We start from the raw sequence: 26,906 nt of genomic DNA, 5'->3' as shown, positions 1-26,906 counted from the left end.
GGGGCTGCGAGGGATCAGCTGGTGCTGTCGCCCTTGCGCTCGCCGAGGGTGAGGGAGACGGTGTGGGACTGGCCGGAGCGGGTGTAGGTGAGGGTGACCTTTTCGCCGGGCTCGTGCTGCCAGATCTCGGCGATGAGGGTGGGGGAGGAGTCGATGACGGCGTCGTCGAACTTGGTGATGATGTCGCCGGCCTGGAGGCCTGCGACGGCGGCGGGGCCGCCGGAGGTGATGGCGTCGGTGCCGGTGGAGATCTTGGCGCCCTCGCCGGTGTAGGAGGAGTCGACGGAGACACCGATGACCGGGTAGACGGGCTGGCCGGTCTTGATGAGGTCCTGGGCGACGCGCTTGGCCTGGTTGATGGGGATGGCGAAGCCGAGGCCGATGCTGCCGGACTGGGAGGTGCTGTCCGAGCTGCCGGTGGACTGGATGGCGGAGTCGATGCCGATGACGGCGCCCTGGCCGTTGAGGAGGGGGCCGCCGGAGTTGCCGGGGTTGATGGAGGCGTCGGTCTGTATGGCGGACATGTACGAGGCGCTGGCGCCGGTGCCGTCGCTGGAGGCGACGGGGCGGTGCATGGCGCTGACGATGCCGGTGGTGACGGTGCCGGAGAGGCCGAAGGGGGCGCCGATGGCGATGGTGGCGTCGCCGACGGCGGTGGCGTCGGAGTCACCGAGGGCGAGGGGGGTGAGCTTGTCGGCGCTGATGCCCTTGAGCTTGATGACGGCGACGTCGTAGCCGGAGGCGCGGCCGACGACCTCGGCGGTGTACTTCTTGCCGTCGGAGAAGGTCGCGGTGAGCTTGCCGCCGTCGGCGGCGGGGGCGACGACGTGGTTGTTGGTGAGGATGTGGCCCTGCTTGTCGAAGACGAAGCCGGTGCCGGTGCCGCTCTCGGAGCTGCCGGTGGCCTCGATGGTCACGACGCTGGGGAGGGCCTTCTTGGCGATCGCCGCGACGGAGGTGGAGGCGCGGCTGAGGTCCTTGGAGCTGCCGGAGGTGGTGACGGTGGTGGAGCTGGAGGCGTTGTCGCTGTTGCGGTCGGCGGCCCAGTAGCCGACGCCGCCGCCTACGCCGCCCGCGAGGAGCGCCGCGACCAGGACGGCGGCGACGAGGCCACCGTTGCCGGGCTTCTTCGGCGCGGGCGCCGGCGCGCCCGGGACCGGGGCGCCCCAGACGGGCCCTTCCGGTCCGCCGGGGGAGGCGGGCAGCGGGGCGGGGGCGCCGTACGCGGACGGGGCGGGCGGGGCCTCGGCGCCGAAGGCGGCGGCAGGGGCAGCGGGGACGGCCGGGGCACCGTACGCGGACGGGGCGGGCGGCTCGGCGGTGGCGACAGCGGCCGGCACCGGGGCCGGGGCGGACGCCGGAACCGCGGGTGCCACGGGGGGCGCGGGAGGCGCCATGGGAGGAGCCGGCGGTACGGCAGGCAGCTGGGCCGTCTGCGGCTCCGCATCCGTAACGGAAGGCGCGGGCGACTCACTCGCAGCCGGAGCCGGGCCGACCTCGTTCTCGGTGCTCACAGCTGTTCTCCTCGGGGTAAGACGGAAGTAATGACCGACAGGCTGAACACAGCTTTTCCCATCGGGCGTCAGACCGCCGTAAACGCCTGATGGACCGGCGATGGCACGATAGCCCGGTGACTTATGATTCCGGCACTCCGATCCAGGTCGTCGCCCACCGTGGAGCCTCGGAGGATGTCCCGGAACATACGCTTGCGGCCTACCGCAAGGCCATCGAGGACGGCGCCGACGCGCTCGAATGCGATGTGCGTCTCACCGCCGACGGCACGCTGGTGTGTGTGCACGACCGTCGGGTCAACCGTACGTCCAACGGCCGGGGCGCCGTGTCCGCGATGGAGCTGGCCGATCTCGCCGCGCTCGACTTCGGCTCGTGGAAGGGCCAGCACGCGGACGCCGAGGAGCCCGACCGGTTCGACGCGGACCCGGAGGAGCTCAGCGGTGTACTGACCCTGGAGCGGCTGCTGCAGCTCGTCGCGGACACCGACCGCCGTATCGAGCTGGCGATCGAGACCAAGCACCCCACCCGCTGGGCGGGGCAGGTCGAGGACCGGCTGCTGGAGACCCTCGCCCGCTTCGGGCTGGCCGGGCCGCCGCCCGGTGAGCCCTCACGCGTACGGGTGATGAGTTTCTCGTCACGCTCGCTGCGCAGGGTGCGCCTCGGCACGCCCGGCCTGCCGACCGTCTTCCTCATGCAGTACGTGCTGCCCAGGCACCGCGACGGCCGGCTGCCGGCCGGGGTGCGGATCGCCGGGCCCGGCATCCGGATCCTGCGGGCCAACCCCGGCTACGTGGCGCGGCTGAAGCGGGCCGGGCACCAGGTGCACGTGTGGACGGTGAACGAGCCGGAGGACGTGGAGCTGTGCGTGGAGCTCGGGGTGGACGCGATCATCACGAATCGGCCGAAGCAGGTACTGGCGCAACTGGGCCGGTGAGCGTCGCCTAAAGGAACGCCGACAGGTGCGCCGATATGTACAGGGTGTGCACCGGCGCGTTCGGACCGTGTTCGACCGATGTGAGTGCCCCAAGAGATCGCAGTTGGCCGGTTTCCGGTACGGACCAGGGGGGCATCCATCCCGTGGCGTGGGGTGAAGGAGGTCTCGGGGGTGGCTTTGGTGGTGGCCCAGGAGGTGCCGACGTCCTCGACCATGGCCCTGCCCCATGGTCCGACGGGCGTCGCTGAAGCGCGGCGGAAGCTGCGCAAGGAGCTCTGTTCGCACGGGGTTCCGGACACGGTGATCGACGACGCGGTGCTGATCCTGTCCGAGCTGCTCAGCAACTCGTGCAGGCACGCGCGCGCGCTCGGCGCGGACTTCGAGGACGACGGCATGTCGCCCGGCAGCGGTATCCGCGCGTCCTGGCGGCTCGGCGAGGACGGTCTGCTCACGGTCGAGGTCACGGACGGCGGCGGGCCCACCCGGCCGATGCCGGCCAGTCCGTCCCTCACCGCACGCGGCGGGCGCGGGCTCGGCATCGTACGCAGTCTGTCGATGGCCTGGGGCGTGCGGGACGCGCCCGGCGAGGTGACGGTGTGGGCGATGCTCGCGGTGCGCGGCAGACACGCGCGGCGGGACGATCTCGCGCCGCGGATCGACGTGCCGATCGACTTCGCGGATCCCTTCGAGGACCTCGGGTAGGGCTCGCGTCGACTCTCCATAGGCCTGCCGCGGACGGGTTGAGCGCTAGGCTCTCGCCGGAACACCGCCGTTACCGGGAGAGATCGAGCCATGGCCAAGAAGCGCCCGACGAATCCGTCCACCAGGGGCAAGGCGAATGCTGGCCCGCAGATCACCGACGGGGAGATCCCGGTCGTCGGGGCGCGCGAGCCGTGCCCCTGCGGGTCCGGGCGGCGGTACAAGGCGTGCCACGGCCGGGAGGCGGCGCACGCGGTGACGGAGCTGGTGCGGCGGCCGTTCGAGGGGCTGCCGGGCGAATGCGACTGGGTGGCGCTGCGCGAGCTGGTGCCGGCCGCGACCGTCGAACTCACCCTGAAGGGTGGCCTGCCGGAGGGAGTTCCCTCCGTGACGCTGGCCACCGTCCTGCCGATGGCCTGGCCGGGGCTGCGCCGTGACACCGGCGCGGTGCTGCTCGGGCTGCAGAACGACACGGCGTCGGGCGACATGAGCCTGGCCCTCGCCGACACCCTCACCCGTGCGCTTTCCGCCAACCCCGGATCGCCGGTGGAGGGCACCCGCCCGGCGGCGGACGGGCCGCGGATGCAGGATCTCCTGGACCTGGACGCGCCGTTCACGCCCGTCGTGCACACCGGCTTCGAGTTCTGGCTGGGCAGCGCGCAGGACGCGGCGGACGCCACCGGCGAGGTCGCCGCGTCCCTGGAGCGGGCGAACGCTGCCGCGATCCCGACCGTACGGCTGACCGGCGTCGACGCCGCGTACTGGTGCGAGACGCCGGAGAAGAACCACCTGCGCTGGGTCATGCCGCACCCCGAGGAGAAGCTGCTCGACGCGCTGGCCCGGCTGCACGCCGCCGGGGAGTCCTCGCTGGGCGAAGGCACCCGTCTGGTGGGCTCGTTCAGGGCGCACGGGCTGCTCGTCCCGGTCTGGGACCTGCCGGCCGGGGTGTCGGCGGACGAGGTGGAGAAGCCGGCGGCCGCCTTCGGCGAGCGGCTGGAGCGGGTGCTGGCCTCCGATGCACCGCTGACGGCCGACGAGCGGCGGGCGCGCAGCGGCTTCACCAACCGCCAGATCACACTCAGCTGACACGACGCAAGAAGTGATCCTGGTCACACTCCTCGCTACGGGCCGGTAATCACGGGCCACGGCGGGGAGTTGGGCTGGCTGGACCTGGTCGTACGAATTTGCGTACGAGAGAAATCTTGTTACCGTTTAAACAGTCCGGTCGCTGGTGCATCCCCCGTCGCCAGCGACCGGACGTTCAATTTTCCGGCTGGGTGCCGGATCCGGCGCGCAGCAGCAGCCGGTCCGCGTTCTCCCCGGCCCTGGCGATCTCCGCGACCGCCGCGTAGCTCCGGTCCGGAACTGTCCGTTCGCGCGGCGTCTCACAGCTCCCGGCCCGCTCGTCCGCCCCGATGGGGCAATCCACCTGCACCGTCCGCCCATCGGGCCGCATCAGCGTAAGTACGCCGCTGAGCGCTTCGCCGGTCGTGTTGCGGAAGTACGTACGCGCCCAGGTGTCGCCGTCCTCGCTGATCGTGCAGGTCTGCGCGCGCAGGCCCTCGGGCGAGGAGAGGCGGGGGCCGCACGAGGCGGTCTGCCGGGTGTCCTCGGGCTCGGCGTCATCGGCGTCATTGGCATACGGGCCGGCGTCATCAGCCGTGCCGAGCACCGGCAACACGTCCAGCAGACCGCGGTCCTTGGCGCTCGGGGGCCCGGCGGTCGCGGCGGCCAGGGGCACCAGCGCGATGAGCGCGACGACGCTCGCGAGGGCGATCAGGCGCAGATTCGACGCGGGCTCCATCCGGCTCATGAGCCGAACATAGCGGCAGCACAAGGGCCGATCAGGGGACCGCGCGCCATTCGCCGGACAACGGCCCCCTGACCCAACCCGAAAGAGTGAACGGCCCGGGAGTCAGGGCCTTCAGTACGTGAGCCGGGTACCGTCCGGCTCCGTCGTGCCCGCCTGCACCAGGGTGTTGATGACGACCGCGACGCTCGGCAGCCACGGCGCCCGCGCTCCCGCGTCCACCATCGGCGCCCGGACCCAGCGGGCCTGCCCGGCCCCTACTGGCGAGGGCGGCAGCACGACGTATCCGCCCTGGCCGTGATAGCGCAGCGAGGTCGGCACCCACTCCTGCCGGTCGAGGAGTTCACCGAGCTCCTCCAGCGCGTACGGGGCCACGAGCAGCGCGATACGGGTGGGGGTGGCCACCACGGGGCCGACCCGGACCCCGAGCTTGTCGAAGACCTCAAGGGCCCTGGTGCCGGCGGCCAATGGGAGGCTCACGGCCGAGACCGGGCCACCGGTGGCAAGCACCAGTGGCATATCGGGGCGCGAACTCCACCACCAGCGCACCATGCGTGGGTCGTGCGTCGCCGCGAGCAGGCCGGGATCGTGCGGATGCACCCCCGGCACCGGACAGTCGGGGCGCAGACAGGCGCAATCGCGCTCCGCCGGGTTGCGCCGGCCGCCATTGGGGTCGTGCCCGGCACCGGGCACAACCGGCCATTGCCACTGCTCGGCGCACGTGAGCGCAGCCCGCAGCAACTCCGTGCCGCCCTTGCGCCGCTTTCCGAGGATCTCGCGCATTTTGTGCTCGTCCTTTCCGTCAGCGCTAAGGGAGCTCAGGGAACTCAGGGAGCCAAGGATCTGCCCATTACACAACGTAACCTGGAGCACACCGCTTACGAGGCAGCGCATCACGTCTCAAGCCGAGCGTGGAACATGGCGGGGGGTGGCGCGCGCATGGCGCTTGCCTTGCATCTGGCACTTGCGCTTGCTCTGTGTAATCCCGTTGGGCTGTGCGAACCACCCGCCGTGGGTGAGAAAGCGGCCCGCGTCGTTTAGGACGCTTGAGCCGGGCGCCAGGTTCCTGGCCGCCTAATCTCACCTCGTACGTACCCACTGACATGGATATGACGCGCTGTCGAACCCCCTCAGTCGACCCCGGACCGTGGCACTGGGTGTCCTTTTTCAGCCAAGGTACTGGGAGTGACTCAGGTCATACGCCGCCCCGACACCAGCCCATCTACCTGGGCAATCCTGGACATGGCCTCAACGAGGCGGTACAAGTGAATCCATTGATAGCGGCGCAGCATGACCAGGGGGTTTGCGATGCTATTGACAGAAATGCGCTGCTCTGCGGAGCCTTGCGCCCGCAGCGACGAAGATCGTGAAAGCCGGCAGCCATGACGGCCGCGCGCCTGCCAAAAGTGGCCGGAATCGACCCACTGATTCCGACATCGGCGCACACTCCCGCTCCCGTCGCGCCCACACCCGAACAGCAAACCCGCCATGGTGACTTCCGGCCCGTCGACCAACTGGCGGCCGTCCAGGACCGGTTGGCCTGCTGGATCTCCGACCTCACCATGCTCCACGAGCTCACCGAACGGCTCACGCAAACCAACACACTCGATGACGCCCTGAGTGAACTCCTGCGCGCCGGCGGCACCCTGCTCGGCGCCCGCCGGGGCCTGGTGGTGCTGGATCCGGCCGACGGGCTCGGCCCGGACAGCTCCGTCGGGCTCGGCCTGGGGCGGGCCGACCTGGGCACGATCGAGACGGTTCCGGTCCCGCCCGGAGGGGCACTCACAGAAGCCGGAGAAGCGCCGGAACCGGCCGGCGAAGTCATCCACGCCGACCTGCTGCACGAGTCCGGACTCGACCCCCGCCACCGTGAAGTGGCCGCCCACCTGGGCTTCGGCGCCAGCTACTCGCTCCAGCTGATCGCCGGCGCCGACGCCGGCGAACCGCTGGGCTCCGCCGTCTGGTTCTACGACGAGCCCGCCCAGCCCGTCGAGCGCCAGCGCCACCTCGCGAGCCTGTACTGCCGGCACGCCACCGCGCACCTCGCCCGCCTGGTCGAGCTGACCCGTGCCCGTACCACCGTCGCCACGCTCCGTGACGAACTGCTGCCCGCCCGGCTCCCCCGGGTGCCCGGCATGCGCCTCGCGGTGCGGCACCGCACCGGGCCGCGCGGCGGCGGCGACTGGTACGACGCCCTGCCGCTGCCCGAGGGCGCGCTGGGGCTGGCGGTCGGCGGCGTCACCGGCTCCGGGCCCAGCGCGGTCGCGGCGATGGGGCGGCTGCGGGCATCCCTGCGGGCGTACGCCGTGATGGAGGGCGAGGACCCGGTCGCCGTACTGTCCGACCTGGAGCTGCTGCTGCGGCTGACCGAGCCGGCCCGGTCGGCCACCGCCCTGTTCGGGTACGCCGAGCCCGAGCTGCGCAAGATCCTGCTGGCCGGCGCCGGGCACTGCCCGCCGCTCGTCGTGGGCGCCAGGCGGGTGGAATTCCTGGAGACCTCGCTGTCCGCGCCGCTGGGCATGCTCTCCTGCTGGGAGGCACCCAGTGCCGAATTCGAGGCCCGTGCCGGGGAGACCCTGCTCCTCTACACCGACGGCCTCCTGCACCGCACCGGCGAGCCCATGGACCGCGCCCTCGCCCGCCTCCACGCCGCCGCGAACACCGCGCCCCGCCCCGCCCTGGACGACCCGGCGGTGCTGGTCGACCACATCCTGCGCACCGTCCTGCCGGACGGGCTGGACGAGGCGGACAGCCCCGAGGACGTCGTCCTGCTGGCGGCGCGCTTCGACTAGGACTACGTACGTACGATGGGTGCTCTGGTCTATCGCGAGGAGGCATCACGTGGCCGAGGACCGCGCCCCGGAGAACCCTGAGGGCGACGAACCCATCAAGAAGCGGAAGAACGGCCTCTACCCGGCCGTCTCCGACGAGCTCGCCGAAGTAATGAAGTCGGGCTGGGCCGACACCGAGCTGCACGACCTGCAGCCCGTCGAGCAGGCCCCGTACGCCGCCAAGCGGCGCGCCGCGCTGTCCGCGCGCTTCCCGGGGGAGCGGCTGGTCATCCCGGCCGGCAACCTCAAGACGCGCGCCAACGACACCGAGTACGCGTTCCGCGCGGCCACCGAATACGCCCACCTCACCGGCGACCGGACCCAGGACGCCGTCCTGGTCCTGGAGCCGCGCGCGGAGGGCGGCCACGACGCCACCGCCTATCTGCTCCCCCGCTCCTCCCGCGAGAACGGCGAATTCTGGCTCGACGGCCAGGGCGAGCTGTGGACCGGCCGCCGCAACAGCCTCGCCGAGGGCGAGCAGCTGCTCGGCCTGCCCTGCCGCGACGTGCGCAAGGCGGCCGACGAGCTGCGCGAGAAGTCCGGCGCGGTGCGGGTCGTACGCGGCTACGACGCCGGGATCGAAGCGGCCCTGCACGACAAGGTGACCGCCGAGCGCGACGCCGAGCTGAAGGAGTTCCTCTCCGAGCTGCGCCTGGTCAAGGACGACTGGGAGGTCGGCGAGCTCCAGAAGGCCGTCGACTCCACCGTCCGCGGCTTCGAAGACGTCGTGCGCGTGCTGGACAAGGCCGAGGCCACCTCCGAGCGCTACATCGAGGGCACCTTCTTCCTCCGCGCGCGCATCGAGGGCAACGACATCGGCTACGGCTCCATCTGCGCCGCCGGCCCGCACGCCTGCACCCTGCACTGGGTGCGCAACGACGGCCCGGTCCGAGCGGGTGAACTGCTGCTCCTGGACGCCGGCGTGGAGACCCACACCCTCTACACCGCGGACGTCACGCGCACGCTGCCCATCAACGGCCGCTTCACCGACATCCAGCGCAAGATCTACGACGCCGTTTACGAGTCCCAGCAGGCCGGCATCGACGCCGTCAAGCCCGGCGCCGCCTACCGCGACTTCCACGACGCCGCCCAGCGCGTACTGGCGGAGAAGCTCGTCGAATGGGGCCTGCTCGACGGCCCCGTCGAGCGCGTCCTCGAACTGGCCCTGCAGCGCCGCTGGACCCTCCACGGCACCGGCCACATGCTCGGCCTCGACGTCCACGACTGCGCCACTGCGCGCACCGAGACATACGTCAACGGCACGCTTGAGCCCGGCATGGTGCTCACCGTCGAACCCGGCCTGTACTTCCAGTCCGACGACCTCACCGTCCCGGAGGAGTACCGCGGCATCGGCGTGCGCATCGAGGACGACATCCTCGTCACGGCCGACGGCAACCGGAACCTGAGCGCCGGACTGCCCAGGCGTTCCGAGGACATCGAGTCCTGGATGGCCGGCCTGAAGGGCTGACCCGACCGACCGGACCGCTGGAAGCGGGTGGTTGGGCCGCCGGATCCGGCGGCCGACCACCCGCTTCTGTGTTTCCTTACATTTTGCCCGACCGTGTATACACCGTGCTTATAGTGATGCGCATGTCATCACCCTTCATAGGCCGGGCACGATCCACAGCCACGGCCCTGGCGATAACCCTTGCCCTCGCCGCGCTCGGCGGCTGCGCCTCCTACGACGTCACATCACCCAAGGACGCGAGGGACAACGCCAAAAGCGGGGATGCCAAAAACGGGGAAGCGAGCGGCACCGTCGACTGCCGCAAGGCCAAGTGCGTCGCCCTCACCTTCGACGGCGGCCCCAGCGAGCCCACCCCGCACCTGCTGGACGTCCTGAAGCAGAAGCACGTCCACGCGACCTTCTTCCTGCAGGGCCGGGGCCACGTCGCCAAATACCCCGGCACGGTACGCCGCATGGCCGCCGAGGGCCACGAAGTCGCCGACCACACCTGGACCCACAAGGTCCTGACCGATCTGGACCCCGCCGAGATCCGCCAGGAACTCTCCTCCGTCCAGGACTCCATCGCGAAGATCACCGGCCACAGGCCCGACCTCATGCGTCCGCCCGAGGGCCGCACCGACGAGAAGGTCTCCAAGGTCTGCCGCGAACTCGGCCTCGCCCAGATCCTCTGGAGCGTCACCGCCAAGGACTACCAGACCAACGACACGGCTCTCATCACCAAGCGCGTGCTCGACCAGACCCGCCCCGACGGCATCATCCTGCTCCACGACCGCTACCCCGGGACCATCCCCGCCGTCCCCGGCATCATCAACACCCTCCGGTCCCGCGGCTACACCCTCGTCACCGTCTCCCAACTCCTCGCCCCCGCCGCCCCCGAACCCGGCATGGTCTACCGGCCCTGAGTCAACATGCCGTGACTGTACGCTAATCGGCTCGTTGTCCCTTATGCGTGGGGGCAACTGGAGTTCGAGGCGTCGAGGGTGTGTGAAGTGGCGGATTGCCGGTGGCCTGTGGACAGCACCGGTCGGCGAGTACGTGGACGGATGAGCAGCCCCCGCTCCTGAGCCCTGGATACGGGCACACCACCGACCGATTCCACACGGGAAGGCATACGCATGCCACCGGAAACCGCATTGATCGAGTCGCGCGCGCTGCGCGACAGCGTCGCAGGGCGCACCGAGGTCCTCGACAAGGTGAAGGCGCTCGCGCTGCTGCCGGACGGGGTACACGTGACGACTCAGGGCGTCGCCGACTACTTCGCTGTCCACAAGGACGTTATCCACAAGCTTCGGCAGCGCCATACGGCCGAACTCACGGAGAACGGCCTGCAGACCCTCCGGGGCTCTGACCTGCGGCGCTTTGAAGTGGACAACCTGTCCACTTCAAACTCCAGTTATCCACAGGGCCGGGCTCAACTGATGCTCTTCACCCGCCGCACCGTCCTCAACGTCGCGATGCTCCTGCGCGACAGCGACATCGCCCGGCGCGTCCGCACGTACCTCCTCGACGCCGAGGAAGCGACGCGGCCGCACCAGGGCGTCGCGCCCGCAGGCTACGTGTCGATGGAACAGCTCTGGGCCGACGCCGCCGTCAAGATCGGCGAGCGAATCCTGGCCGGCCCGATCGGCGAACGCTTCACCGCCATGGAGGCCCGCCAGGACAACGTCGAGGCGCACCTTCACGCGGTCGGCTCCAGCATGATGGAGCTCGGCCCGGTGCTCTCCAGGATCTCGACTCGCATGGAGACCATCGCTACTCGCGTGGACACGATCGCGACTCGCGTGGACACGATCTCGACCCGCGTGGACGGGATCTCAACTCGCGTGGACGGGATCTCGACCCGTCTGGACGGGATGGAGCTTCGGCTCGACTCCGTGTACGAGGTCGTGGGGGCGATGAGCGAACGGATCTCCGACCTGAGCGTGGACATGAAGGCCGTCAAGTCGCGCATCGGCATGACCCAGTAGAGACGAGGTGAAGTGAGATGAGGTGGCGGGACCGGCTCACGACGCCTTGAGCAGGGAGTCGTCCCGCCACTTCAGGATCTTGTCGAAGCTCACGACCGCGCCGTGGCCCGGCCGGTTGTGGAAGTGGACGTGATCGACGAGCGCCTCGATGATGAAGAGGCCACGGCCGTGTTCGGCGGTGTGGTCCTTCTTCGAGAGAGGACGCACGCGTCGCGCGGCGCCGTACGGGGGGATGGCGTGGGCTGCGCCGTACGTGCCGTGGGTGAAGCCGGGGCCGGAATCGGCGACCTCGATGCGGCAGCGGTCACCGTCGATGCGGGCGGTGACGCTGTACTCGCCTTCGGCGGCGTGTTCGACGGCGTTGGCGCATGCTTCGGAAAGGGCGACGGAGAGGTCATAGGAGATGTCCGGATCGACCCCGGCTGTCTCCATTGTCCCAAGGAGAAGCCGTCGGGCGAGCGGCACGCTCGCAGCCTCGCGCCGCAAGTGGAGGGACCACCAGATGCTCATGCTCCAGCCTCCTGGCTGCGGCTCGACATACCCCTACGTATTGCCGCGAAGAGCCGGGCGCAATCGCGTTGTTGACGTGATACCGCTCATTCGGCGGATGCCGGACCCCGGCGCACGGGTGTAAAAGGGACGCCGAGCGCGCGCCGCGCACCTTATCGCAAGCCGGGACCTGCCGTACACAGGGTGCTGCGGCGGTGAGAGGATGACGACCGTCATGGCCCTCCCCGCTTGCTCAGTGCGTCGTGCCGGCGCCGATATGAGACTGCTTCGGGCCGCGGTGTTCACCGCGGTCTGTGTCGCGCTGTCCGCGACCGCGCACATGCTCGCGGCGGGGCATGCGGTGAACGCGTGGCCGTTGCTGGGCGGCTTGCTGGCGGTGTTCGCGGTCGCGGCGCCACTGGCGGGGCGGGAGCGGTCGCTGCCGGGGATCGCGGCGGGGCTGGCGGTCGGGCAGCTGGCGCTCCACACGATGTTCAACGCCGGGGAGATCTGCGCGCGGCCCGCGTCGGCCCGCGGCTCGGGGCTGATGGAGATCGCCGGGCGGCTGCTGTGCAACGACCCCTCAGCGCGGCTCACGCCGGAGACGGCGGAACGGGTCGTGCGCGAGGCCGGGCTCGATCCGTCGCACGTGTCGGGCATGTCGGGGATGGGCGCCGGGAGCCACGCCGCCGCGGAAGCCATGGCGTCGTACTCGCTCTCGATGGTCCTGGGCCACCTGCTGGCCGCCCTCCTCGCCGGCTGGCTGCTGCGGAGCGGTGAGGCCGCACTGTGGCGGCTGGTGGGGCTGTCGGGCCGGCCGCTGCGGGCCCTGCTGGTGGCGTTCGCGCTCGTACGGGTCCTGGTGGCCGGAGTGGCGGATGTGCCCTCGGCGTCCGGGCTGCGCAAGGCTCGGTTCCCGGAGGAGGGGCGGCGGCCGCGGGCTGTGCTGCTGCGGCACAGCGTGGCGCGGCGGGGGCCTCCGGCGCTCGCTCCGGCGGCCTGACGGCGGCGTCCCGGACTCCACAGAGGGAGGGGACGTCGGCGGGCCGCATGCGCACGCCGTAGTCCTCATTCGCCACGACAGACTGTGGAGTACCTGCACCCATGAATTCCTCCCTGAACTCCTCCCTGCGCCGCGCCGCCATCGTCGGCGGCGCCACCGGCACCGCCGTCCTGCTCGCCGCCGTACCGGCCTTCGCGCATGTGTCCGTAACACCGGGATCGGCCGCCAAGGGCAGCTACAGCACGGTGTCGTTCAAGGTCCCGAACGAGGACGACAGCGCTGCGACGATCAAGGTCGAGGTCAATCTGCCGACCGATCACCCGATCGCCTCGGTGTCCACGCAGCCGGTGGCCGGCTGGACCGTGAAGGTCACCAAGTCCAAGCTCGCAACTCCGCTGCAGACGGACGACGGGACGGTCAACGAGGCCGTCACGAAGATCACGTGGAGCGGCGGGAAGATCAAGCCGGGCGAGTTCCAGCAGTTCCCGGTCTCGCTGGGCCCGCTGCCCGACGACACCGACTCGCTGGTCTTCAAGACCCTCCAGACCTACGACAACAAGGAAGTTGTCCGCTGGATCGAGGAGGAGCAGGAGGGCCAGGCCGAGCCCGAGCACCCGGCCCCGACGCTGGAACTGACCGCCGCGTCGGCGGACGGCGACCACCACGCGTCGGCCTCGGCCTCCGCGTCCGCCTCGCCGGTCGCCGGCCACAGCTCGGTCGAGGTCACCGCCTCGTCCTCCGACGCCAGTGACACCACCGCCCGCATCCTGGGCATCGTCGGCATCGTCGTCGGCGCCCTCGGTGTCGGCTTCGGCGTCCTGGCGGGCCGCCGCCGCGACACCGGCGCCGGCACCGGCAACCCGTCGGCCTGACCGGCCGGGGGCCGGGCGGCACGCATGCGCATGCCGCCCGGCCCGTAACTCTCTTCCTGGGGAAAGACTCATGCGCACACGCCGCACAGGGGCAGCACTCGCCGCCGTGGCCGTCCTCGCCGCCGGCCTCGCCGGCTGCAGCAGCTCGTCCGACGACTCGTCGGACCAGCCCGTCGCGGTCATCACCGCGTCCCAGAAGCCGGGCACGGTACTCGACACGCCCTTCGAGAAGCCGGACCTGATCCTCACGGACACGCACGGCAAGAAGTACGACCTGCTCAAGGAGACCAAGGGCAGCCCGACGCTGATCTACTTCGGCTACACGCACTGCCCGGACGTCTGCCCGACGACGATGAGCGACATCGCCATCGCCAAGTCCAAGCTCTCCGCCGCCGAGCAGGCCGCGCTGAAGGTCGTGTTCATCACCACCGACCCCGCCCGCGACAGCCCCAAGCGGCTCGGCGAGTGGCTGGCCGCGATGGACAAGACCTTCATCGGGCTGACCGGCGACTTCACCACCATCCAGGCGGGCGCCCGGTCCATCGGCGTCGACGTCGAGAAGCCGGTGAAGGAGAAGGACGGCTCCATCACCTCCACGCACGGCGCCCAGGTCATCGCGTACTCGCCGAAGGACAACAAGGCGCACGTCCTCTACATGTCCGGGACCACGTCCGACCAGTTCCTGGCCGACCTCCCCAAGATCATCAAGGGTGAGACCCCGTGAGCCCCGTGAACCCTGTGGGGCGCCGCCAGGCGCTCGCCGTGGGGGCGTCGCTGCTCGCCCTGACGGCGGTCGGCGCCTGCTCCTCGGGACACTCCGCCGCCGAGCTCAAGGTCACCGGCGCGTACATCCCGCAGCCGGCGCTCGCCGACATGGCCGCGGGCTACTTCACCGTGACCAACACCGGGGGTACGGACGCGACCCTCACCTCGGTCACGAGCGGCTTCGCCGCGTCCATCACCATGCACAGCACGACGGACGGCCGCATGCGCACGGCGGATTCCTTCGCCGTGCCCGCCGGCGGCAAGCTCGTGCTCAGCCTCGGCGGCAATCACCTGATGCTCATGGATCTCAAACGCAAGCCTCTAGCCGGGGAAAAGGTGTCGCTCAAACTGCACTTCCGCGACGCCGACCCCATTACCGTGCCCGTGCCGGTAAAACCGGCCGGCTATCAGCCGGGGAAGTAAGGGGACCACGATGGCGCTGCCGTTCACCGAATCAGCCCGTCCGGCCTTTGGGGGCCGGGCCGCCGCGCGCATGCTCGCCCTGCTGGGCGTCCTGCTCGCCGTCGTCCTCGGCGGCGCCGTACCCGCTTCTGCGCATGCGGCGCTGCTGAAGACCACCCCCGGCGAGAGCCTGACGGTGAGAACCCCGCCTGCGCAGGTGGCGCTGGAGTTCTCCGAGGGCGTGCTGCTGTCGGACGACTCGATCCGCGTGCTGGGCCCGGACGGCCGCCGCGTCGACACCGGCAAGCCGCACGCGACGGCGGGCAGCACCACAGCGGCCGTCTCGCTGCGCTCGGGCCTGAAGAACGGCACGTACACCGTGGCCTGGAAGGCGGTCTCCGCCGACAGCCACCCGGTGGCGGGAGCCTTCACCTTCAACATCGGCAAGGCGTCGAAGACCACGGTCGCGCTGCCGCAGCAGGACGCCGGCGGAGGCATCGTCGGCACGCTGTACGGGATCGGGCGGTACATCTCGTACGCCGGCTTCGCCCTCCTCGTCGGGGTCTCGGTCTTCCTCGGCGTGTGCTGGCCGCGCGGCGCACTGCTGCGGCCCATGCAGCGCCTGGTCGCGGGCGCCTGGGCCACCATGGCGGCGGCGACGCTCGCGCTGCTGATGCTGCGCGGGCCGTACGCGAACGGCGGCAGCCTCGGCGATGCGCTGGACCTCGGCGGAATCCGGGCCGCGCTGGACACCCGGCCGGGGGCGGCACTGCTGTCGCGGCTGCTGCTGCTCGCCGCCGGGGCGGTGTTCATCGCGGTGATGTTCGGTACGTACGCCAAGCGCGAGGATCCCGTCGAGCGGCAGGACCTGGCCTGGGGTCTGGGCATCGGCGGCGTGGTGGTCGCGGGCGGGCTGGCGTCGACGTGGGCGATGGTCGAGCACGCGTCGGTCGGCATCCAGGCGAACATCTCGATGCCGCTGGACGTACTGCACCTGCTGGCGATGGCGGTGTGGCTCGGCGGCCTGGTGGCGCTGCTGACGGCGCTGTTCAAGGGGCTGGCCATCGAGCGGGAGGCCGTGCAGCGCTTCTCGCGGATCGGCTTCATCTCGGTGGTGACGCTCGTCGCGACGGGCGTCTACCAGTCCTGGCGGCAGGTCGGCTCGTGGAACGCGCTCGTCTCGACCGGCTACGGGCAGCTGCTGTGCGTCAAGATCGGCCTGGTCGTGCTGCTCATCGAGCTGGCCTGGCTGTCGCGCCGCTGGACCGCCCGGCTGGGCGAGGCACAGGTGCAGGCGCCGGTGGCGGCGGCCAAGGTGCTGGCGGGCGCGTCCGCCAAGGGCAAGGGCAGGGCAGAGGACAAGGCAGAGACCAAAGCCGAGGGCGACGCGGGCGGCGAGCGAGCCGGGCAACTGGCCCGGCAGGAGGCCGCGCTGGCGAAAACCGAGGCGAAGAAGGCGCGCGACGCCGACAAGGAGCGCACCGGGCTGCGCAAGTCCGTGCTGGCGGAGGTCGCGGTGGCAGTGGTCGTGCTGGCGGTGACGACAGCGCTGACCGGTACGCAGCCGGGCCGCGCGGCCTCCGAGCAGACCACGGCGGGCACGGTCACCGCGCCGGTCACCACGACCCCGGACCCGGTGGACGTGTCGCTGCCCTTCAACACGGGCGGCACGAAGGGCAAGGGCGACGCGGAGGTCACGCTGGACCCGGCCACGACCGGGACCAACGAGCTGCATGTGCTGATCACCGACCCGGACGGCAACGCCGAGAACGTGCCGGAGGTGCAGGTCAGCTTCACCCTCACCGCCAAGAAGATCGGCCCGATCCCGGTCACCCTGAGCAAGGTCGACACCGGCCACTGGGCCTCGACCAACGTCCAACTCCCGATCCGCGGCACATGGACGATGGCGGTGACCGTGCGGACCTCGGACATCGACCAGATCACCGAAACGAAGACAGTGAAGATCAACTGATGAGCAACGAGAAAACCATCACCCGCAGAGGCCTGCTGGGCGCGGCCGGAGCCGCGGGCGCCGCCGGACTCGTGGCGGGCGGCGCGGGCGGTGCCGTCGCCGCGCAGACCCTGCACGACGACCTGACGGCCCTGGCCTCGGTCGGCGCGGCCACCGTGCCGTTCCACGGCGACCGCCAGGCCGGCATCACCACCCCGCTCCAGGCCCACGGCCACCTCATCGCCTTCGACCTCGCCGCCGGCACGGGCCGCAAGGGCGCCGCCGCGCTGCTGCGCCGCTGGTCGGCCGCCGCCGAGGCCATGACGGCGGGCCGCGTCCCCTCCGGCGACAACCAGATCGCCCTGGACGCCGGGCCGTCCTCCCTCACGGTCACCTTCGGCTTCGGCCGCACCTTCTTCGCCAAGGCGGGCCTGGACAAGCAGCTCCCCGGCTCCCTCGCCCCGCTCCCCGACTTCTCCTCCGACGAACTCGTCGCCGCCCACAGCAACGGCGACCTGTGGGTGCAGATCGGCTCCGACGACGGGCTCGTGGCATTCCACGCCCTGCGCATCGTCCAGAAGGAGGCCGGGGACGCCGCGCGCCTGCGCTGGCAGATGAACGGCTTCAACCGCACCCCCGGCGCCACGGCCGAGCCGCGCACGGCCCGCAACCTCATGGGCCAGATCGACGGCACCAACAACCCCAAGCCGAGCGAGCCCACCTTCGACCGGCGGATCTTCGTCCCCGAATCCGGTTCCGACGGCTCCCCGGAGTGGATGGCCGGCGGCTCCTACGCCGTCGTACGCCGCATCCGCATGCTCCTCGACTCCTGGGACAACCTCTCCCTGGAACGCCAGGAGAAGGTCATCGGCCGCCGCAAGTCCGACGGCGCCCCCCTCTCCGCCGGCTCCGGCGGTACGGAGACGACCCCCGTCGACCTCGACAAGCGCGACGCCGACAACCTCCTCGCCATCGCGTCCGACGCCCACGTACGCGTCGCCAAGCCCGAGTCCAACGGCGGCGCCGCCCTACTCCGCCGCCCCTGGTCCTACCACGACGGCTTCCGCGACGACGGCGCCCCCGACGCCGGCCTGCTCTTCGTCTGCTGGCAGTCCGACCCCCTCACCGGCTTCGTCCCCGTCCAGCGCAAGCTCGACAGCGGCGACGGGCTGTCCCGCTACCTGCGACACGAGTCCAGTGCGCTCTTCGCCGTACCGGGCGGCGCGGCCAAGGGCGAGTACGTGGGCCAGCGCCTCCTGGAGGCGTAGACGGGTCCGCCCGGCGCAGCCGTTAGGCTGAACGCATGTCGCCGGCGAGCCGCTACACCTATCTCGGCCCAGAGGGCACCTTCACCGAAGCCGCACTGCGCACGCTGCCGGAGGCGGCGACGCGGGAGCTGGTGCCGATGGTCTCCGTGCCGGCCGCGCTGGACGCGGTACGCAACGGCGAGGCGGCAGCCGCGCTGGTCCCGATCGAGAACTCGGTCGAGGGCGGGGTGACGGCGACCCTCGACGAGCTGGCGACGGGCGCACCGCTGGCGATCTACCGCGAGGTGCTGCTGCCGATCGCGTTCGCGCTGCTCGTGCGGCCGGGGACGAAGCTGGCGGACGTGAAGACGGTCACCGGGCACCCCGTGGCGCAGCCGCAGGTGCGCAAGTGGCTGGCGGCGAAGCTGCCGGACGCGGTGTGGGAGTCGGCGGCGTCGAACGCGGACGGGGCGCGCCTGGTCCAGGAGGGCCGGTTCGACGGGGCGTTCGCGGGGGAGTTCGCGGCGGCAACGTACGGGCTGGATCCGCTGGTGACGGCGATCCATGACGCGGCGAACGCGCAGACCCGCTTTGTGCTGGTCGGCCGCCCGGCACGGCCGGCCGCGCCGACGGGGGCGGACAAGACGTCGGCCGTGTTCTGGCTGGGGGACGACCACCCGGGCGCGCTGCTGGAGCTGCTGCAGGAGTTCGCCGTACGCGGGGTGAACCTGGTCCGGATCGAGTCGCGGCCGACGGGCGAGGGGATCGGGCAGTACTGTTTCTCGATCGACGCGGAGGGCCACATCACGGACCGGCGCGTGGGCGAGGCGCTGATGGGGCTGAAGCGGATCTGCCCGAAGGTGCGCTTCCTGGGGTCGTATCCGCGGGCGGACGAGGTGCCGCCGAAGCTGCGCAGGGGGACGACGGACGCGGAGTTCACCCAGGCCGCGGACTGGCTGAGCCGCGCGCTCGACGGCCGCGGCTGAGCCTCACAGAGTCAGGGCCTGAGTTATCCACGAAGTTATCCACAGGCATGGGGACCCGCCTGGGGATAACTGGGGATAAGTCGACAGAGGAAGCAGACCTAGTCGACAAATCGGCACACGGGCACCAACTCCGTCCACAGTGGCGCAGGTCACCCCTCACCACCCACTCGTCAGCCCAATACCTTCGAACAACTCGACAGAGGGAAGAGATATCACCCGAAAGGGAGTGTCAGCAGGGTTTGAGCCGGGAATCCATAGCCCAGCACTTCGCCCCCGGAATGATCAGTTCCGTCTTCCACAGTTTCCACGCACAGCCTGTGGATAACGAAAAGGTCACCACTCCCCCCTGTGGATAACTCGGGCTCCCGGACCTGCTCCAACTCCCGTTGTCCACAAGGACCCCACACCCCAGGTGGGACCCCCAGAATTCGGTTGACGGCCACTTTATGGCCGCAATCGCATTTCTCTCCCCTTTTCTTCGAATCGGACAAAACCCCCTATAAAGCACCTAAGTTGTCGCGTGGAAGGCTCCCGCACCGGTAGCCTGTAGCCGTGATTGACCTTCGCCTGCTTCGTGAGGACCCCGACCGTGTGCGCGCGTCCCAGCGCGCCCGTGGAGAGGACGTCGCGCTTGTCGACTCTCTCCTTTCCGCCGACGAGCGGCGCAGGTCGTCCAGTCACCGCTTCGACGAGCTGCGCGCCGAGCAGCGGCAGCTCGGCAAGCTCATCCCCAAGGCCCAGGGCGATGAGAAGACCGAGCTGCTGAAGAAGGCCGGCGGGCTCTCCGCCGCCGTCAAGGCCGCCGACGCCGAGCAGAACGAGGCGGCGGAAGAGGCCCAGCGGCTGCTCCTGCTGCTCGGCAATGTCGTGCACCCTGACGTGCCCGTCGGCGGCGAGGAGGACTTCACCGTCCTGGAGGCCATCGGCACTCCGCGCGACTTCACCGCCGAAGGCTTCGAGCCCAAGGACCACCTGGAGCTCGGCGAACTGCTCGGCGCGATCGACGTCGAGCGCGGCGCAAAGGTGTCCGGCTCGCGCTTCTACTACCTGACCGGCGTCGGCGCCCTGCTGGAGCTGGCCCTGGTCAACGCGGCCATCGCGCAGGCCACGGAGGCCGGCTTCATCCCGATGCTGACGCCCGCGCTGGTGCGGCCGCGCGCCATGGAGGGCACCGGCTTCCTGGGGCAGGCGGCGGAGAACGTCTACCACCTGGAGAAGGACGACTACTACCTGGTCGGCACCTCCGAGGTCCCGCTCGCCGCGTACCACATGGACGAGATCCTGGACGCGGGCAAGCTGCCGCTGCGCTACGCGGGCTTCTCCCCCTGCTTCCGCCGTGAGGCGGGCACGTACGGCAAGGACACCCGGGGCATCTTCCGGGTCCACCAGTTCGACAAGGTCGAGATGTTCTCGTACATCGCGCCCGAGGACGCGGAGGCCGAGCACCAGCGGCTGCTGGACTGGGAGAAGCAGTGGCTGACCTCGCTCGGTCTGCCGTTCCAGGTGATCGATGTGGCCACCGGTGACCTGGGGGCCTCTGCCTCGCGCAAGTTCGACTGCGAGGCGTGGATCCCGACCCAGGGCAAGTACCGCGAGCTGACCTCTGCGTCGAACTGCAATGAGTTCCAGGCCCGGCGGCTGTCGGTGCGGATGCGCGACGAGAAGGGCACCCGCCCGCTGGCCACGCTCAACGGCACGCTGTGCGCGGTGCCGCGCACGATCGTCGCGCTGCTGGAGAACCACCAGCAGGCCGACGGCTCCGTCCTCGTCCCCGAGATCCTGAGGCCCTACCTCGGCGGGCGCGAGGTCCTGGAGCCGGTCGCCAAGTGAGCCGGTCCTTTCTTCCGTACGGGCTCATCGCCACCGACCTCGACGGCACGCTGCTGAACAGCGACCACCAGGTCTCGTCGCGCAATCGTGAGGCGCTCGCCGCGGCCACCGCGGCGGGCGCGGCGCACATCGTGGTCACCGGCCGCCCGGCCTCCCGGACGCTCCATGTCCTGGAGGCCCTGGGCTACGAGGGCCTCGCCGTCTGCGGCCAGGGCTCGGAGGTCTATCACGCGGGCGAGCACCGGCTGCTGACCTCCGTCACCCTCGACCGCTCCTCGGCGCAGCTCGCGCTGGCCAAGATCGAGGCCGAGACCGGCCCGCTGCGGCTCGGTTTCGTACGGGACGGGCTGCACGGCGGCTATCTGGCGGGCCCCGGCTTCAACCTGGCCTGGGACAAGCCGATCGACGGCCGGATGACGAGCCGGGACGAGCTGTGGGCGGAGCCGCTCGCCAAGATCTTCATCCAGCACGGGGACCCGGGTGTCGGCGAGGACGAACTCGCCGTGATCGCGCGCGCGGCGGCCGGGGACCTGGTCGGCATCGTGGTGTCCGGCATCGGCATCGTCGAGCTGCTGCCGCTCGGCCTGACCAAGGCCACCGGGCTGTCGCTGGCCGCCCGCCGGCTGGGGTTCAAGGCCGCCGACACCATCGCGTTCGGCGACATGCCCAATGACATACCGATGTTCGGATGGGCGGCGTACGGAGTCGCCATGGCCAATGCCCACGACGAACTCAAGGCCGTCGCGGACGAGGTCACGGCCTCCAACGACGAGGACGGGATCGCCGTGGTCCTTGAGCGTCTGCTTGCCGGGCGGCCGGCGTGAGCGCGTAGCAGGCGAAGCCGATCAGCACGGCGGAGAAGTGGCCGAGGTCGGTGAAGGTGCGGTCACCGCTCAGCAGCGGGTACCCGAAGAAGCCGAGGGCCGCGGCGGCGTAGAGCCAGCGCAGCGGCCAGGGGCGGCGGGGAAGTAAATAGGTGAGGACGCCGACGACGCCGGCCAGGCCGTAGCTGACGCCGATGTCGACGGTGTGGGCCAGGGAGCGGGGCAGCCGGTTGTCGCGGATGCCCATGAGGACGGCCCGCTGGCTGATCAGGGTCGCGCCGATATGCGCGACAGCCACGACCACGAGCCAGCGGGCGGTGCCGAGCCGGCGTTCGGCGGGAGCGTGCACCAGCTCGTAGAAGGCGAAGTAGATCGCGAATCCGGACGGGGACTCGATCCACAGGGCGCTGAGGACCAGGACGCGGACCGGGTGCGTGGACAGCTCCATGAGGTTGGTGCTGTTGTGGTGCAGCAGGAAGCTGCGGGCCGTGGGGGAGACCACGGCGAGGATGCCGCTGTTGACGGCGAGGATGAGCAGCCAGATGTGGGTGCCGGGCGTGGAGCGGACCCAGGAGACCACGGACCGGACAGGCAGCCGGCGGACACCGGAGCGGGCCGCGTCACGGAGGGGGAGTGTGACGCGGCGGCGCTTCGTCGTCGGACCGGGGCCGGGTTCGTAGCTGGTGTCGTCTACAACCATCCACGCTATTTTCGTTCACCCGGCTGTGAACCGCCTCAGGCGGCCTTGATCGCGGAGATGTCGAAGCTGAGCTTGACCTTCTCGCCGATGAGGACGCCGCCGGTCTCCAGGGCCGCGTTGTAGCTCAGGCCCCAGTCGGTGCGGTTGATGGTCGTCGAGCCCTCGAAGCCGACGCGCTCGTTGCCGTAGAGGTCCTTGGCCGCGCCGTTGAAGGTGAAGTCGATCGAGACCGGCTTCGTTATGCCCTTGATCGTCAGGTCGCCGGTGAGGCGGTACGTCTCGGCGTCGACCTGCTCGGCGGCGGTGCTGGTGAAGGTGATCTCCGGGTGCGCCTCGGCGTCGAAGAAGTCGCCGGTGCGCAGGTGGCCGTCGCGCTGCTCCTGGTTGGTGTCGATGCTGACGACCTTGATCGTCACCTCGGCGGTCGAGGCGGCCGGGTTGGCACCGTCCAGCTGCAGCTTGCCGTCGTACTCGGCGAACTGGCCGCGCACGGTCGTCACCATGGCGTGGCGGACGGAGAAGCCGACCTCGCTGTGGGTCGGGTCGATGGTGTACGTGCCGGTGAGGTGCGACAGGTCCGGACCGTCGATGGTGGCGGTGTCGGACTTGGAACGACCGAAGAGGGCCATGGGAACTCCTGGGGACTAGTTGGTACGGCTTTCAACTTCTTCGACCGTAGCGCTATTCCCTTGAAAGCTCAAGCAGTAGGACTGGGGAGATTACGTGACCCGCACCGGGGCCCCGGCCTTGTGCCGTGGGGAGGCGTGCGAACGCCCGGCCAGGGGGAGCCGCGGCGAGCCCAGACGGGCTGCCAGCCACGGGGTGACCACGGCGATCAGCAGGCCGAGGACCAGCAGAAACAGGCCGACAGCGAAGAGCAGTGGGGGGTCTGACAGCACGGCGGGCTCCGGCTCGATCGGCAAGCGGTGACGGATCCGTCACATCCCAACAAATGTGACAATCCGATATCCGCTACGCCGTGAGCCGGGCCCGCCGCCCCCCGAAGATCACCCTTGCGGGCTACCCAAAGCTCACTCCTCGCCCGCCAGCACCAGCGTCCGCAGCTTCTGCCCCGCGAACCACGTACCGGCCACCGTCACCCCCACCAGCAGCACGACCGCCATCGGCAGCCCCACATCCGAGCTCACCCCGGCCCCGTCGCCCGCGATCTTCTGGGCCAGCGCCAGCGCCCACTGCTGCACGCTCAGCGTCCGCGCCCCCGGCACCAGAGAGCCGATCAGCGACTCCCACACCAGCGCGTAGACCAGCCCGAAGACCACCGCCTGCCGCGTGATCACCCCCAGCAGCAGGAAGACCGCGCTGTACGCGACCGAGGCGGCCGCCGCGGCCGCACCGAAGGCGAACGCCAGCTGCTGGCTGTTGCCGTTGAGGATGAACCCCGCCACGATCGTCGGCACGGCGGAGAAGACCACCGAGACGCCGACCGCGACGACGAGCTTGGTGAAGATGATCGACGGCCGCTTCAGCGGCTTCGCCAGCAGATACACGATCGACCCGTCGTCGATCTCCGGCCCGATCGCCCCCGTACCGGCGACGACCCCGATCAGCGGCACCATCGTCGCGAGCGCGAAACCGCCCAGGATCGAGGACGCCGTCGAGTCGTCGGCACCGGTCAGGAGCCGTACGGCCAGCGAGATCAGGATCAGCAGCACCGGCAGCGCGAAGAGGATCAGGGCCCTGCGGCGGCCGAGCAGCGCCCGGTAGGTGAGCCGGGCCACGGTCGGGTTGTACACAGCGGACACAGTGGACATCGCAGCGGCTCCTTATGCCGTGACCAGGTAGGAGAAGACGCTCTCCAGGGACTCATCCGACGGCGAGACCGTGTAGAGCCGGATGCCGTGCTCGCGGGCGACGCGCGGCAGCAGCTCGGTGAAGCCGCCGAAGTCGATCGCCTGGATGCGCAGCGCCTTCTCCTGCCAGTCCAGCTCGATGCCCGCCGTCGACGCGTCCGCGATCAGCGCGGAGGCCAGCGCCCGGTCGTCGCTGGACCGTACGAGATAGCGGTGCGGCCGGTCCGTCATCAGCCGCCGGATCTTCCGGAAGTCCCCCGACGCGGCATGCCGTCCCGCCACCACTACCTCGATGTGGCTCGCCAGCTGCTCGACCTCCTCCAGGATGTGCGAGGAGAACAGCACGGTCCGGCCGTCGGCCCCCATCTGCCGCAGCAGGTCCATCAGCTGGAGCCGCTGCCTCGGGTCCATCCCGTTGAACGGCTCGTCCAGCAGCAGCACATCCGGCTCGTGGACCAGCGCCGAGGCCATCTTCACCCGCTGCCGCATGCCCTTGCTGTACGTCGCCACCTTCCGGTCCTGCGCGTACTCCATCTCCACGGTGGCCAGCGCCTTGCGCGCCGCCTCCCCCGGATTCGCCAGCCCGTGCAGCTCGGCGTTGGCGACCACGAACTCGCGGGCGGTCAGGAAGTCGTACATCGCCTCCCGTTCCGGCACGATCCCGATCTGCCGGTACACCTGCTCGTTCCGCCAGATCACGGCCCCGTCCAGGGTCACGCTCCCGGTGGACGGGGCCAGGAAGCCGCCCATCATGTTGATGAGCGTCGACTTCCCCGCGCCGTTCGGGCCCAGCAGGCCGGTCACGCCCGGGCCGATCGTCATCGTTATGTCATTGACGGCCACGACATTCCCGAACCAGCGGGACACATGGTCGATGGACAAGGTGGTCACGACAGTCCGACCTTTCGGTAGCGGCTCATCAGCAGGCCGAACGTGCCGCCGATCAGGGCGAGCAGGACAAGCAGGAAGACGCAGCCGGCGAACGCGGAGGACGGGCCGGCGCCGTCGACGTACGAGGAGCTCGCGCCCAGCCACCACGTCTGCACCCCGTCGATCAGTGTGATCGGCGAGAACAGCCCCAGCCAGGCGATCGCGCCCTCGCTGCCCTGCACCGAGGCCACCGCCTGGACGCTGGAGACCGCACCGAACGAGAGCGTGAACAGGGCGATGATCCCCGCGACACCGAAGCCCCGGCGCGGGGTCAACGCCGCGATCAGCAGCCCCAGACCCGCGTAGAGCAGCGACAGCAGCAGCTCGGCGACCAGCGCCTTCGCGAAGCCGGAGGTCGCGTCGGTGAAGTCGAACTTCGCCAGCAGCGCCCCGATGTAGAGGATGGTGACGGGGACGGCGGTGAGGATGAACAGCGCGGTGGCCAGCGCCGCGTACTTCGCCGCGACGTAGTCGATCCGCTCTATCGGGCGCGAGAAGTACAGCGGCGTGACCTTGAAGCGCAGGTCCAGCGACACGGACTGCGGGGCCTGCGCCGCCAGGAAGAGGCTGATCACCGCCTGCATGATGATCGCGTAACGGGTGTACTCGATCGGCATCTTGGTCATCTTCGTGCCGATCGCCACCGCCACGATGATCGCCGCCGGCGCGCACATCACCGCGAACAGGATCATCGGCATGACCTTCGACTTCGCCGACCGGCCCAGGCCGTACGCCCCGCGCAGGCTCTGCGCGTACAGCGACCTGCGGGCGTACGCCCGGCCCAGGCGCGGGCCGTCGTAGTGGCGATAGCCGATGTCATGAATGACGTCCGCGTGCGCGCCGGACTGCGCGTCAGGCTGTGTGGTGCTCATGGCCCGCTCCCTCTCCCCGGAAGATCTCGGCGATGCGGTGGCGGCGCTGCTCCATGCGCACGAGCCCGACGCCGAGCTCCGCCACCGCGTCGCGCACGGTGTCGTACGACTCGTCGTCCGCTATGTCCACCAGCAGCAGACGACCGTCGGCGTGCGCCGTCAGCCCCGCGGCGGTCAGCTTCTCCAGCAACTGCTGCTCGCTGTCGGTCACCTCGACCGCCAGCGACGCCGTCGCCTGCGTGAAGTCGCTCGTCGAATCCGCCCGCAGCAGCCTCCCGCCGTCGATCACGACGATGTGGTCGCTGGTCCGCTCCAGCTCCCCCAGCAGATGCGAGGTCACCAGCACCGAGATCCCGAAGTCCGTGTGGACCCGGCGGATCAGCCCCAGCATCTCGTCCCTGCCGACCGGGTCCAGCCCGTTCGTCGGCTCGTCCAGCAGCACCAGCTGCGGGTCGTGCACCAGCGCCTGCGCCAGCTTCACCCGCTGCTTCATGCCCGTCGAGTAGCCGCCGATGGGCCGGTACCGCTCCTCGTACAGCCCGACATGCCGGAGCGTGTCGGCGGTGCGCTCGCGCGCCGCCGTCGCCGGCATTCCCGAGATCCGGGCCATGTGCACGACGAACTCCGTCGCCGACACATCCGGCGGCAGGCAGTCGTGCTCCGGCATGTACCCGACCCGCGCACGGATCTGAGCCCCGTCGGTCGCCACGTCGAGTCCGAGCACCCGAGCGCCGCCCTCGGTGGCCGAGGACAGCCCCAACAGCAGCTTGATCAACGTAGATTTGCCGGCCCCGTTCGCGCCCACCAACCCGGTCACCCCAGGTTTGACGTCCACGGTCAGCCGGTCCAGCGCGGTCACCCTCGGGTACCGCTTCGTCAGGCCTTCAGTAGCGATCACAGTCACGGACTTGACGGTAGTGGCGCACGCCACATCCCGTCGTCAGTCTCTGGGGTCGGATTCCCCTAGTACTCCGGACTGACCGCCCCGTAGGGGCTCTCAGCC

Annotated in this window: 27 protein-coding genes; 16 read left to right on the top strand and 11 right to left on the bottom strand. The window is 70.3% G+C overall.

All coding sequences use genetic code 11. The annotated features are described in order from the left end of the window. Nucleotides 1-14 precede the first annotated feature (14 nt). Nucleotides 15-1,514 (bottom strand): S1C family serine protease, encoded by a 1,500-nt coding sequence (locus OG607_RS22955; RefSeq protein ID WP_405726494.1) that lies wholly within the window; start codon nt 1,512-1,514, stop codon nt 15-17. A gap of 89 nt (nt 1,515-1,603) precedes the next feature. Between OG607_RS22955 and OG607_RS22950 the strand changes: the two genes are divergently transcribed. The 3 genes from OG607_RS22950 to OG607_RS22940 all read left to right on the top strand — a co-directional run bounded on the left by OG607_RS22950 (nt 1,604) and on the right by OG607_RS22940 (nt 4,231). Continuing rightward, complete coding sequence (locus tag OG607_RS22950; RefSeq protein WP_405726491.1) at nt 1,604-2,446, top strand: glycerophosphodiester phosphodiesterase; 843 nt, start codon at nt 1,604-1,606, stop codon at nt 2,444-2,446. Nucleotides 2,447-2,617: 171 nt separating this feature from the next. Then, entirely contained in the window at nt 2,618-3,148 is a 531-nt protein-coding gene (locus tag OG607_RS22945; RefSeq protein ID WP_405726488.1) for an ATP-binding protein, read from the top strand. A 90-nt stretch (nt 3,149-3,238) separates the two neighbouring features. Next, on the top strand, nt 3,239-4,231 hold the full coding sequence (locus OG607_RS22940) for a DUF5926 family protein (protein ID WP_405726485.1): 993 nt from the start codon (nt 3,239-3,241) through the stop codon (nt 4,229-4,231). 175 nt (nt 4,232-4,406) lie between these two features. On the opposite strand, the gene OG607_RS22935 is transcribed toward OG607_RS22940, so the two are convergent. Then, entirely contained in the window at nt 4,407-4,958 is a 552-nt protein-coding gene (locus OG607_RS22935; protein ID WP_405726482.1) for a hypothetical protein, read from the bottom strand. Between the two features lie 111 nt (nt 4,959-5,069). Further along, nucleotides 5,070-5,738 (bottom strand): bifunctional DNA primase/polymerase, encoded by a 669-nt coding sequence (locus OG607_RS22930; RefSeq protein ID WP_405726479.1) that lies wholly within the window; start codon nt 5,736-5,738, stop codon nt 5,070-5,072. A 623-nt stretch (nt 5,739-6,361) separates the two neighbouring features. Here OG607_RS22930 and OG607_RS22925 point away from each other — a divergent pair. From OG607_RS22925 to OG607_RS22910, 4 genes are all read left to right on the top strand, one after another. Further along, nucleotides 6,362-7,747: a PP2C family protein-serine/threonine phosphatase gene (locus OG607_RS22925; protein ID WP_405726476.1), complete on the top strand. Its 1,386-nt coding sequence runs from the start codon at nt 6,362-6,364 to the stop codon at nt 7,745-7,747. 49 nt (nt 7,748-7,796) lie between these two features. Continuing rightward, complete coding sequence (locus OG607_RS22920; protein ID WP_405726473.1) at nt 7,797-9,254, top strand: aminopeptidase P family protein; 1,458 nt, start codon at nt 7,797-7,799, stop codon at nt 9,252-9,254. Between the two features lie 122 nt (nt 9,255-9,376). After that, nucleotides 9,377-10,156 carry a polysaccharide deacetylase family protein gene (locus tag OG607_RS22915; RefSeq protein WP_405726470.1) on the top strand — a complete coding sequence of 260 codons (780 nt, stop codon included), beginning with the start codon at nt 9,377-9,379 and terminating at the stop codon, nt 10,154-10,156. 213 nt (nt 10,157-10,369) lie between these two features. Then, on the top strand, nt 10,370-11,221 hold the full coding sequence (locus tag OG607_RS22910) for a hypothetical protein (RefSeq protein ID WP_405726467.1): 852 nt from the start codon (nt 10,370-10,372) through the stop codon (nt 11,219-11,221). Nucleotides 11,222-11,257: 36 nt separating this feature from the next. Here OG607_RS22910 and OG607_RS22905 read toward each other — a convergent pair whose 3' ends face one another. After that, complete coding sequence (locus OG607_RS22905; RefSeq protein WP_405726464.1) at nt 11,258-11,731, bottom strand: ATP-binding protein; 474 nt, start codon at nt 11,729-11,731, stop codon at nt 11,258-11,260. 256 nt (nt 11,732-11,987) lie between these two features. Here OG607_RS22905 and OG607_RS22900 point away from each other — a divergent pair, with 256 nt between their 5' ends. The 9 genes from OG607_RS22900 (at nt 11,988) to OG607_RS22860 (ending at nt 21,590) form a co-directional block, all read left to right on the top strand. Next, nucleotides 11,988-12,713, top strand: coding sequence for a hypothetical protein (locus OG607_RS22900; protein ID WP_405726461.1), 726 nt, complete (start codon nt 11,988-11,990; stop codon nt 12,711-12,713). A gap of 101 nt (nt 12,714-12,814) precedes the next feature. Next, nucleotides 12,815-13,585 carry a YcnI family protein gene (locus OG607_RS22895; protein ID WP_405726458.1) on the top strand — a complete coding sequence of 257 codons (771 nt, stop codon included), beginning with the start codon at nt 12,815-12,817 and terminating at the stop codon, nt 13,583-13,585. Between the two features lie 70 nt (nt 13,586-13,655). Further along, complete coding sequence (locus OG607_RS22890) at nt 13,656-14,309, top strand: SCO family protein (RefSeq protein ID WP_405726455.1); 654 nt, start codon at nt 13,656-13,658, stop codon at nt 14,307-14,309. Next, entirely contained in the window at nt 14,306-14,773 is a 468-nt protein-coding gene (locus tag OG607_RS22885) for a copper chaperone PCu(A)C (protein ID WP_405726452.1), read from the top strand. Before OG607_RS22890 ends, OG607_RS22885 begins: the two co-directional genes overlap by 4 nt. A 10-nt stretch (nt 14,774-14,783) precedes the next feature. Continuing rightward, the gene (locus tag OG607_RS22880; RefSeq protein ID WP_405726449.1) at nt 14,784-16,724 is read left to right on the top strand and encodes a copper resistance CopC/CopD family protein; all 1,941 of its coding nucleotides are present in this window, start codon (nt 14,784-14,786) and stop codon (nt 16,722-16,724) included. Continuing rightward, nucleotides 16,724-17,971 carry an iron uptake transporter deferrochelatase/peroxidase subunit gene (gene efeB, locus OG607_RS22875; RefSeq protein WP_405726446.1) on the top strand — a complete coding sequence of 416 codons (1,248 nt, stop codon included), beginning with the start codon at nt 16,724-16,726 and terminating at the stop codon, nt 17,969-17,971. The genes OG607_RS22880 and efeB overlap by 1 nt, the downstream gene beginning before the upstream one ends. 35 nt (nt 17,972-18,006) lie before the next feature. Then, nucleotides 18,007-18,936 (top strand): prephenate dehydratase, encoded by a 930-nt coding sequence (pheA, locus tag OG607_RS22870; RefSeq protein ID WP_405726443.1) that lies wholly within the window; start codon nt 18,007-18,009, stop codon nt 18,934-18,936. Between the two features lie 552 nt (nt 18,937-19,488). After that, nucleotides 19,489-20,766, top strand: a complete 1,278-nt coding sequence (gene serS, locus OG607_RS22865) for a serine--tRNA ligase (protein WP_405726440.1) — start codon at nt 19,489-19,491, stop codon at nt 20,764-20,766. Beyond that, the gene (locus OG607_RS22860; RefSeq protein WP_405726437.1) at nt 20,763-21,590 is read left to right on the top strand and encodes an HAD-IIB family hydrolase; all 828 of its coding nucleotides are present in this window, start codon (nt 20,763-20,765) and stop codon (nt 21,588-21,590) included. Before serS ends, OG607_RS22860 begins: the two co-directional genes overlap by 4 nt. Here the strand turns inward: OG607_RS22860 and OG607_RS22855 are convergent. The 7 genes from OG607_RS22855 to OG607_RS22825 all read right to left on the bottom strand — a co-directional run bounded on the left by OG607_RS22855 (nt 21,520) and on the right by OG607_RS22825 (nt 26,807). Continuing rightward, the gene (locus OG607_RS22855) at nt 21,520-22,290 is read right to left on the bottom strand and encodes a rhomboid-like protein (protein ID WP_405726434.1); all 771 of its coding nucleotides are present in this window, start codon (nt 22,288-22,290) and stop codon (nt 21,520-21,522) included. The two genes, OG607_RS22860 and OG607_RS22855, sit on opposite strands and share 71 nt — an antisense overlap. Nucleotides 22,291-22,325: 35 nt before the next feature. Then, nucleotides 22,326-22,919, bottom strand: coding sequence for a YceI family protein (locus OG607_RS22850; protein ID WP_405726431.1), 594 nt, complete (start codon nt 22,917-22,919; stop codon nt 22,326-22,328). 90 nt (nt 22,920-23,009) lie between these two features. Next, the gene (locus OG607_RS22845) at nt 23,010-23,189 is read right to left on the bottom strand and encodes a hypothetical protein (protein ID WP_405726428.1); all 180 of its coding nucleotides are present in this window, start codon (nt 23,187-23,189) and stop codon (nt 23,010-23,012) included. A 132-nt stretch (nt 23,190-23,321) separates the two neighbouring features. Further along, nucleotides 23,322-24,044 carry an ABC transporter permease subunit gene (locus OG607_RS22840; protein ID WP_405736978.1) on the bottom strand — a complete coding sequence of 241 codons (723 nt, stop codon included), beginning with the start codon at nt 24,042-24,044 and terminating at the stop codon, nt 23,322-23,324. Between the two features lie 30 nt (nt 24,045-24,074). Beyond that, the gene (locus OG607_RS22835; protein ID WP_329315609.1) at nt 24,075-24,992 is read right to left on the bottom strand and encodes an ABC transporter ATP-binding protein; all 918 of its coding nucleotides are present in this window, start codon (nt 24,990-24,992) and stop codon (nt 24,075-24,077) included. Further along, on the bottom strand, nt 24,989-25,903 hold the full coding sequence (locus OG607_RS22830) for an ABC transporter permease (RefSeq protein ID WP_405726423.1): 915 nt from the start codon (nt 25,901-25,903) through the stop codon (nt 24,989-24,991). The genes OG607_RS22835 and OG607_RS22830 overlap by 4 nt, the downstream gene beginning before the upstream one ends. Beyond that, entirely contained in the window at nt 25,884-26,807 is a 924-nt protein-coding gene (locus OG607_RS22825) for an ABC transporter ATP-binding protein (RefSeq protein WP_405726420.1), read from the bottom strand. The genes OG607_RS22830 and OG607_RS22825 overlap by 20 nt, the downstream gene beginning before the upstream one ends. Nucleotides 26,808-26,906 lie beyond the last annotated feature (99 nt).

This window comes from Streptomyces sp. NBC_01537 (genome assembly GCF_045040445.1).
Taxonomy (GTDB): domain Bacteria; phylum Actinomycetota; class Actinomycetes; order Streptomycetales; family Streptomycetaceae; genus Actinacidiphila.
Note: the sequence above shows the minus strand (reverse complement) of the source record. Positions and strands in the feature narration are given on the sequence as shown.

Excerpts from the sequence above, each read along its gene's own strand:
- OG607_RS22950 (WP_405726491.1), top strand. The coding sequence starts at position 1,604 with ATGGACCGGCGATGGCACGATAGCCCGGTGACTTATGATTCCGGCACT.
- OG607_RS22940 (WP_405726485.1), top strand. The coding sequence starts at position 3,239 with ATGGCCAAGAAGCGCCCGACGAATCCGTCCACCAGGGGCAAGGCGAAT.
- OG607_RS22935 (WP_405726482.1), bottom strand. The coding sequence starts at position 4,958 with ATGAGCCGGATGGAGCCCGCGTCGAATCTGCGCCTGATCGCCCTCGCG.
- OG607_RS22930 (WP_405726479.1), bottom strand. The coding sequence starts at position 5,738 with ATGCGCGAGATCCTCGGAAAGCGGCGCAAGGGCGGCACGGAGTTGCTG.
- OG607_RS22915 (WP_405726470.1), top strand. The coding sequence starts at position 9,377 with ATGTCATCACCCTTCATAGGCCGGGCACGATCCACAGCCACGGCCCTG.
- OG607_RS22910 (WP_405726467.1), top strand. The coding sequence starts at position 10,370 with ATGCCACCGGAAACCGCATTGATCGAGTCGCGCGCGCTGCGCGACAGC.
- OG607_RS22905 (WP_405726464.1), bottom strand. The coding sequence starts at position 11,731 with ATGAGCATCTGGTGGTCCCTCCACTTGCGGCGCGAGGCTGCGAGCGTG.
- OG607_RS22900 (WP_405726461.1), top strand. The coding sequence starts at position 11,988 with ATGAGACTGCTTCGGGCCGCGGTGTTCACCGCGGTCTGTGTCGCGCTG.
- OG607_RS22895 (WP_405726458.1), top strand. The coding sequence starts at position 12,815 with ATGAATTCCTCCCTGAACTCCTCCCTGCGCCGCGCCGCCATCGTCGGC.
- OG607_RS22890 (WP_405726455.1), top strand. The coding sequence starts at position 13,656 with ATGCGCACACGCCGCACAGGGGCAGCACTCGCCGCCGTGGCCGTCCTC.
- OG607_RS22880 (WP_405726449.1), top strand. The coding sequence starts at position 14,784 with ATGGCGCTGCCGTTCACCGAATCAGCCCGTCCGGCCTTTGGGGGCCGG.
- efeB (WP_405726446.1), top strand. The coding sequence starts at position 16,724 with ATGAGCAACGAGAAAACCATCACCCGCAGAGGCCTGCTGGGCGCGGCC.
- pheA (WP_405726443.1), top strand. The coding sequence starts at position 18,007 with ATGTCGCCGGCGAGCCGCTACACCTATCTCGGCCCAGAGGGCACCTTC.
- OG607_RS22855 (WP_405726434.1), bottom strand. The coding sequence starts at position 22,290 with ATGGTTGTAGACGACACCAGCTACGAACCCGGCCCCGGTCCGACGACG.
- OG607_RS22850 (WP_405726431.1), bottom strand. The coding sequence starts at position 22,919 with ATGGCCCTCTTCGGTCGTTCCAAGTCCGACACCGCCACCATCGACGGT.
- OG607_RS22830 (WP_405726423.1), bottom strand. The coding sequence starts at position 25,903 with ATGAGCACCACACAGCCTGACGCGCAGTCCGGCGCGCACGCGGACGTC.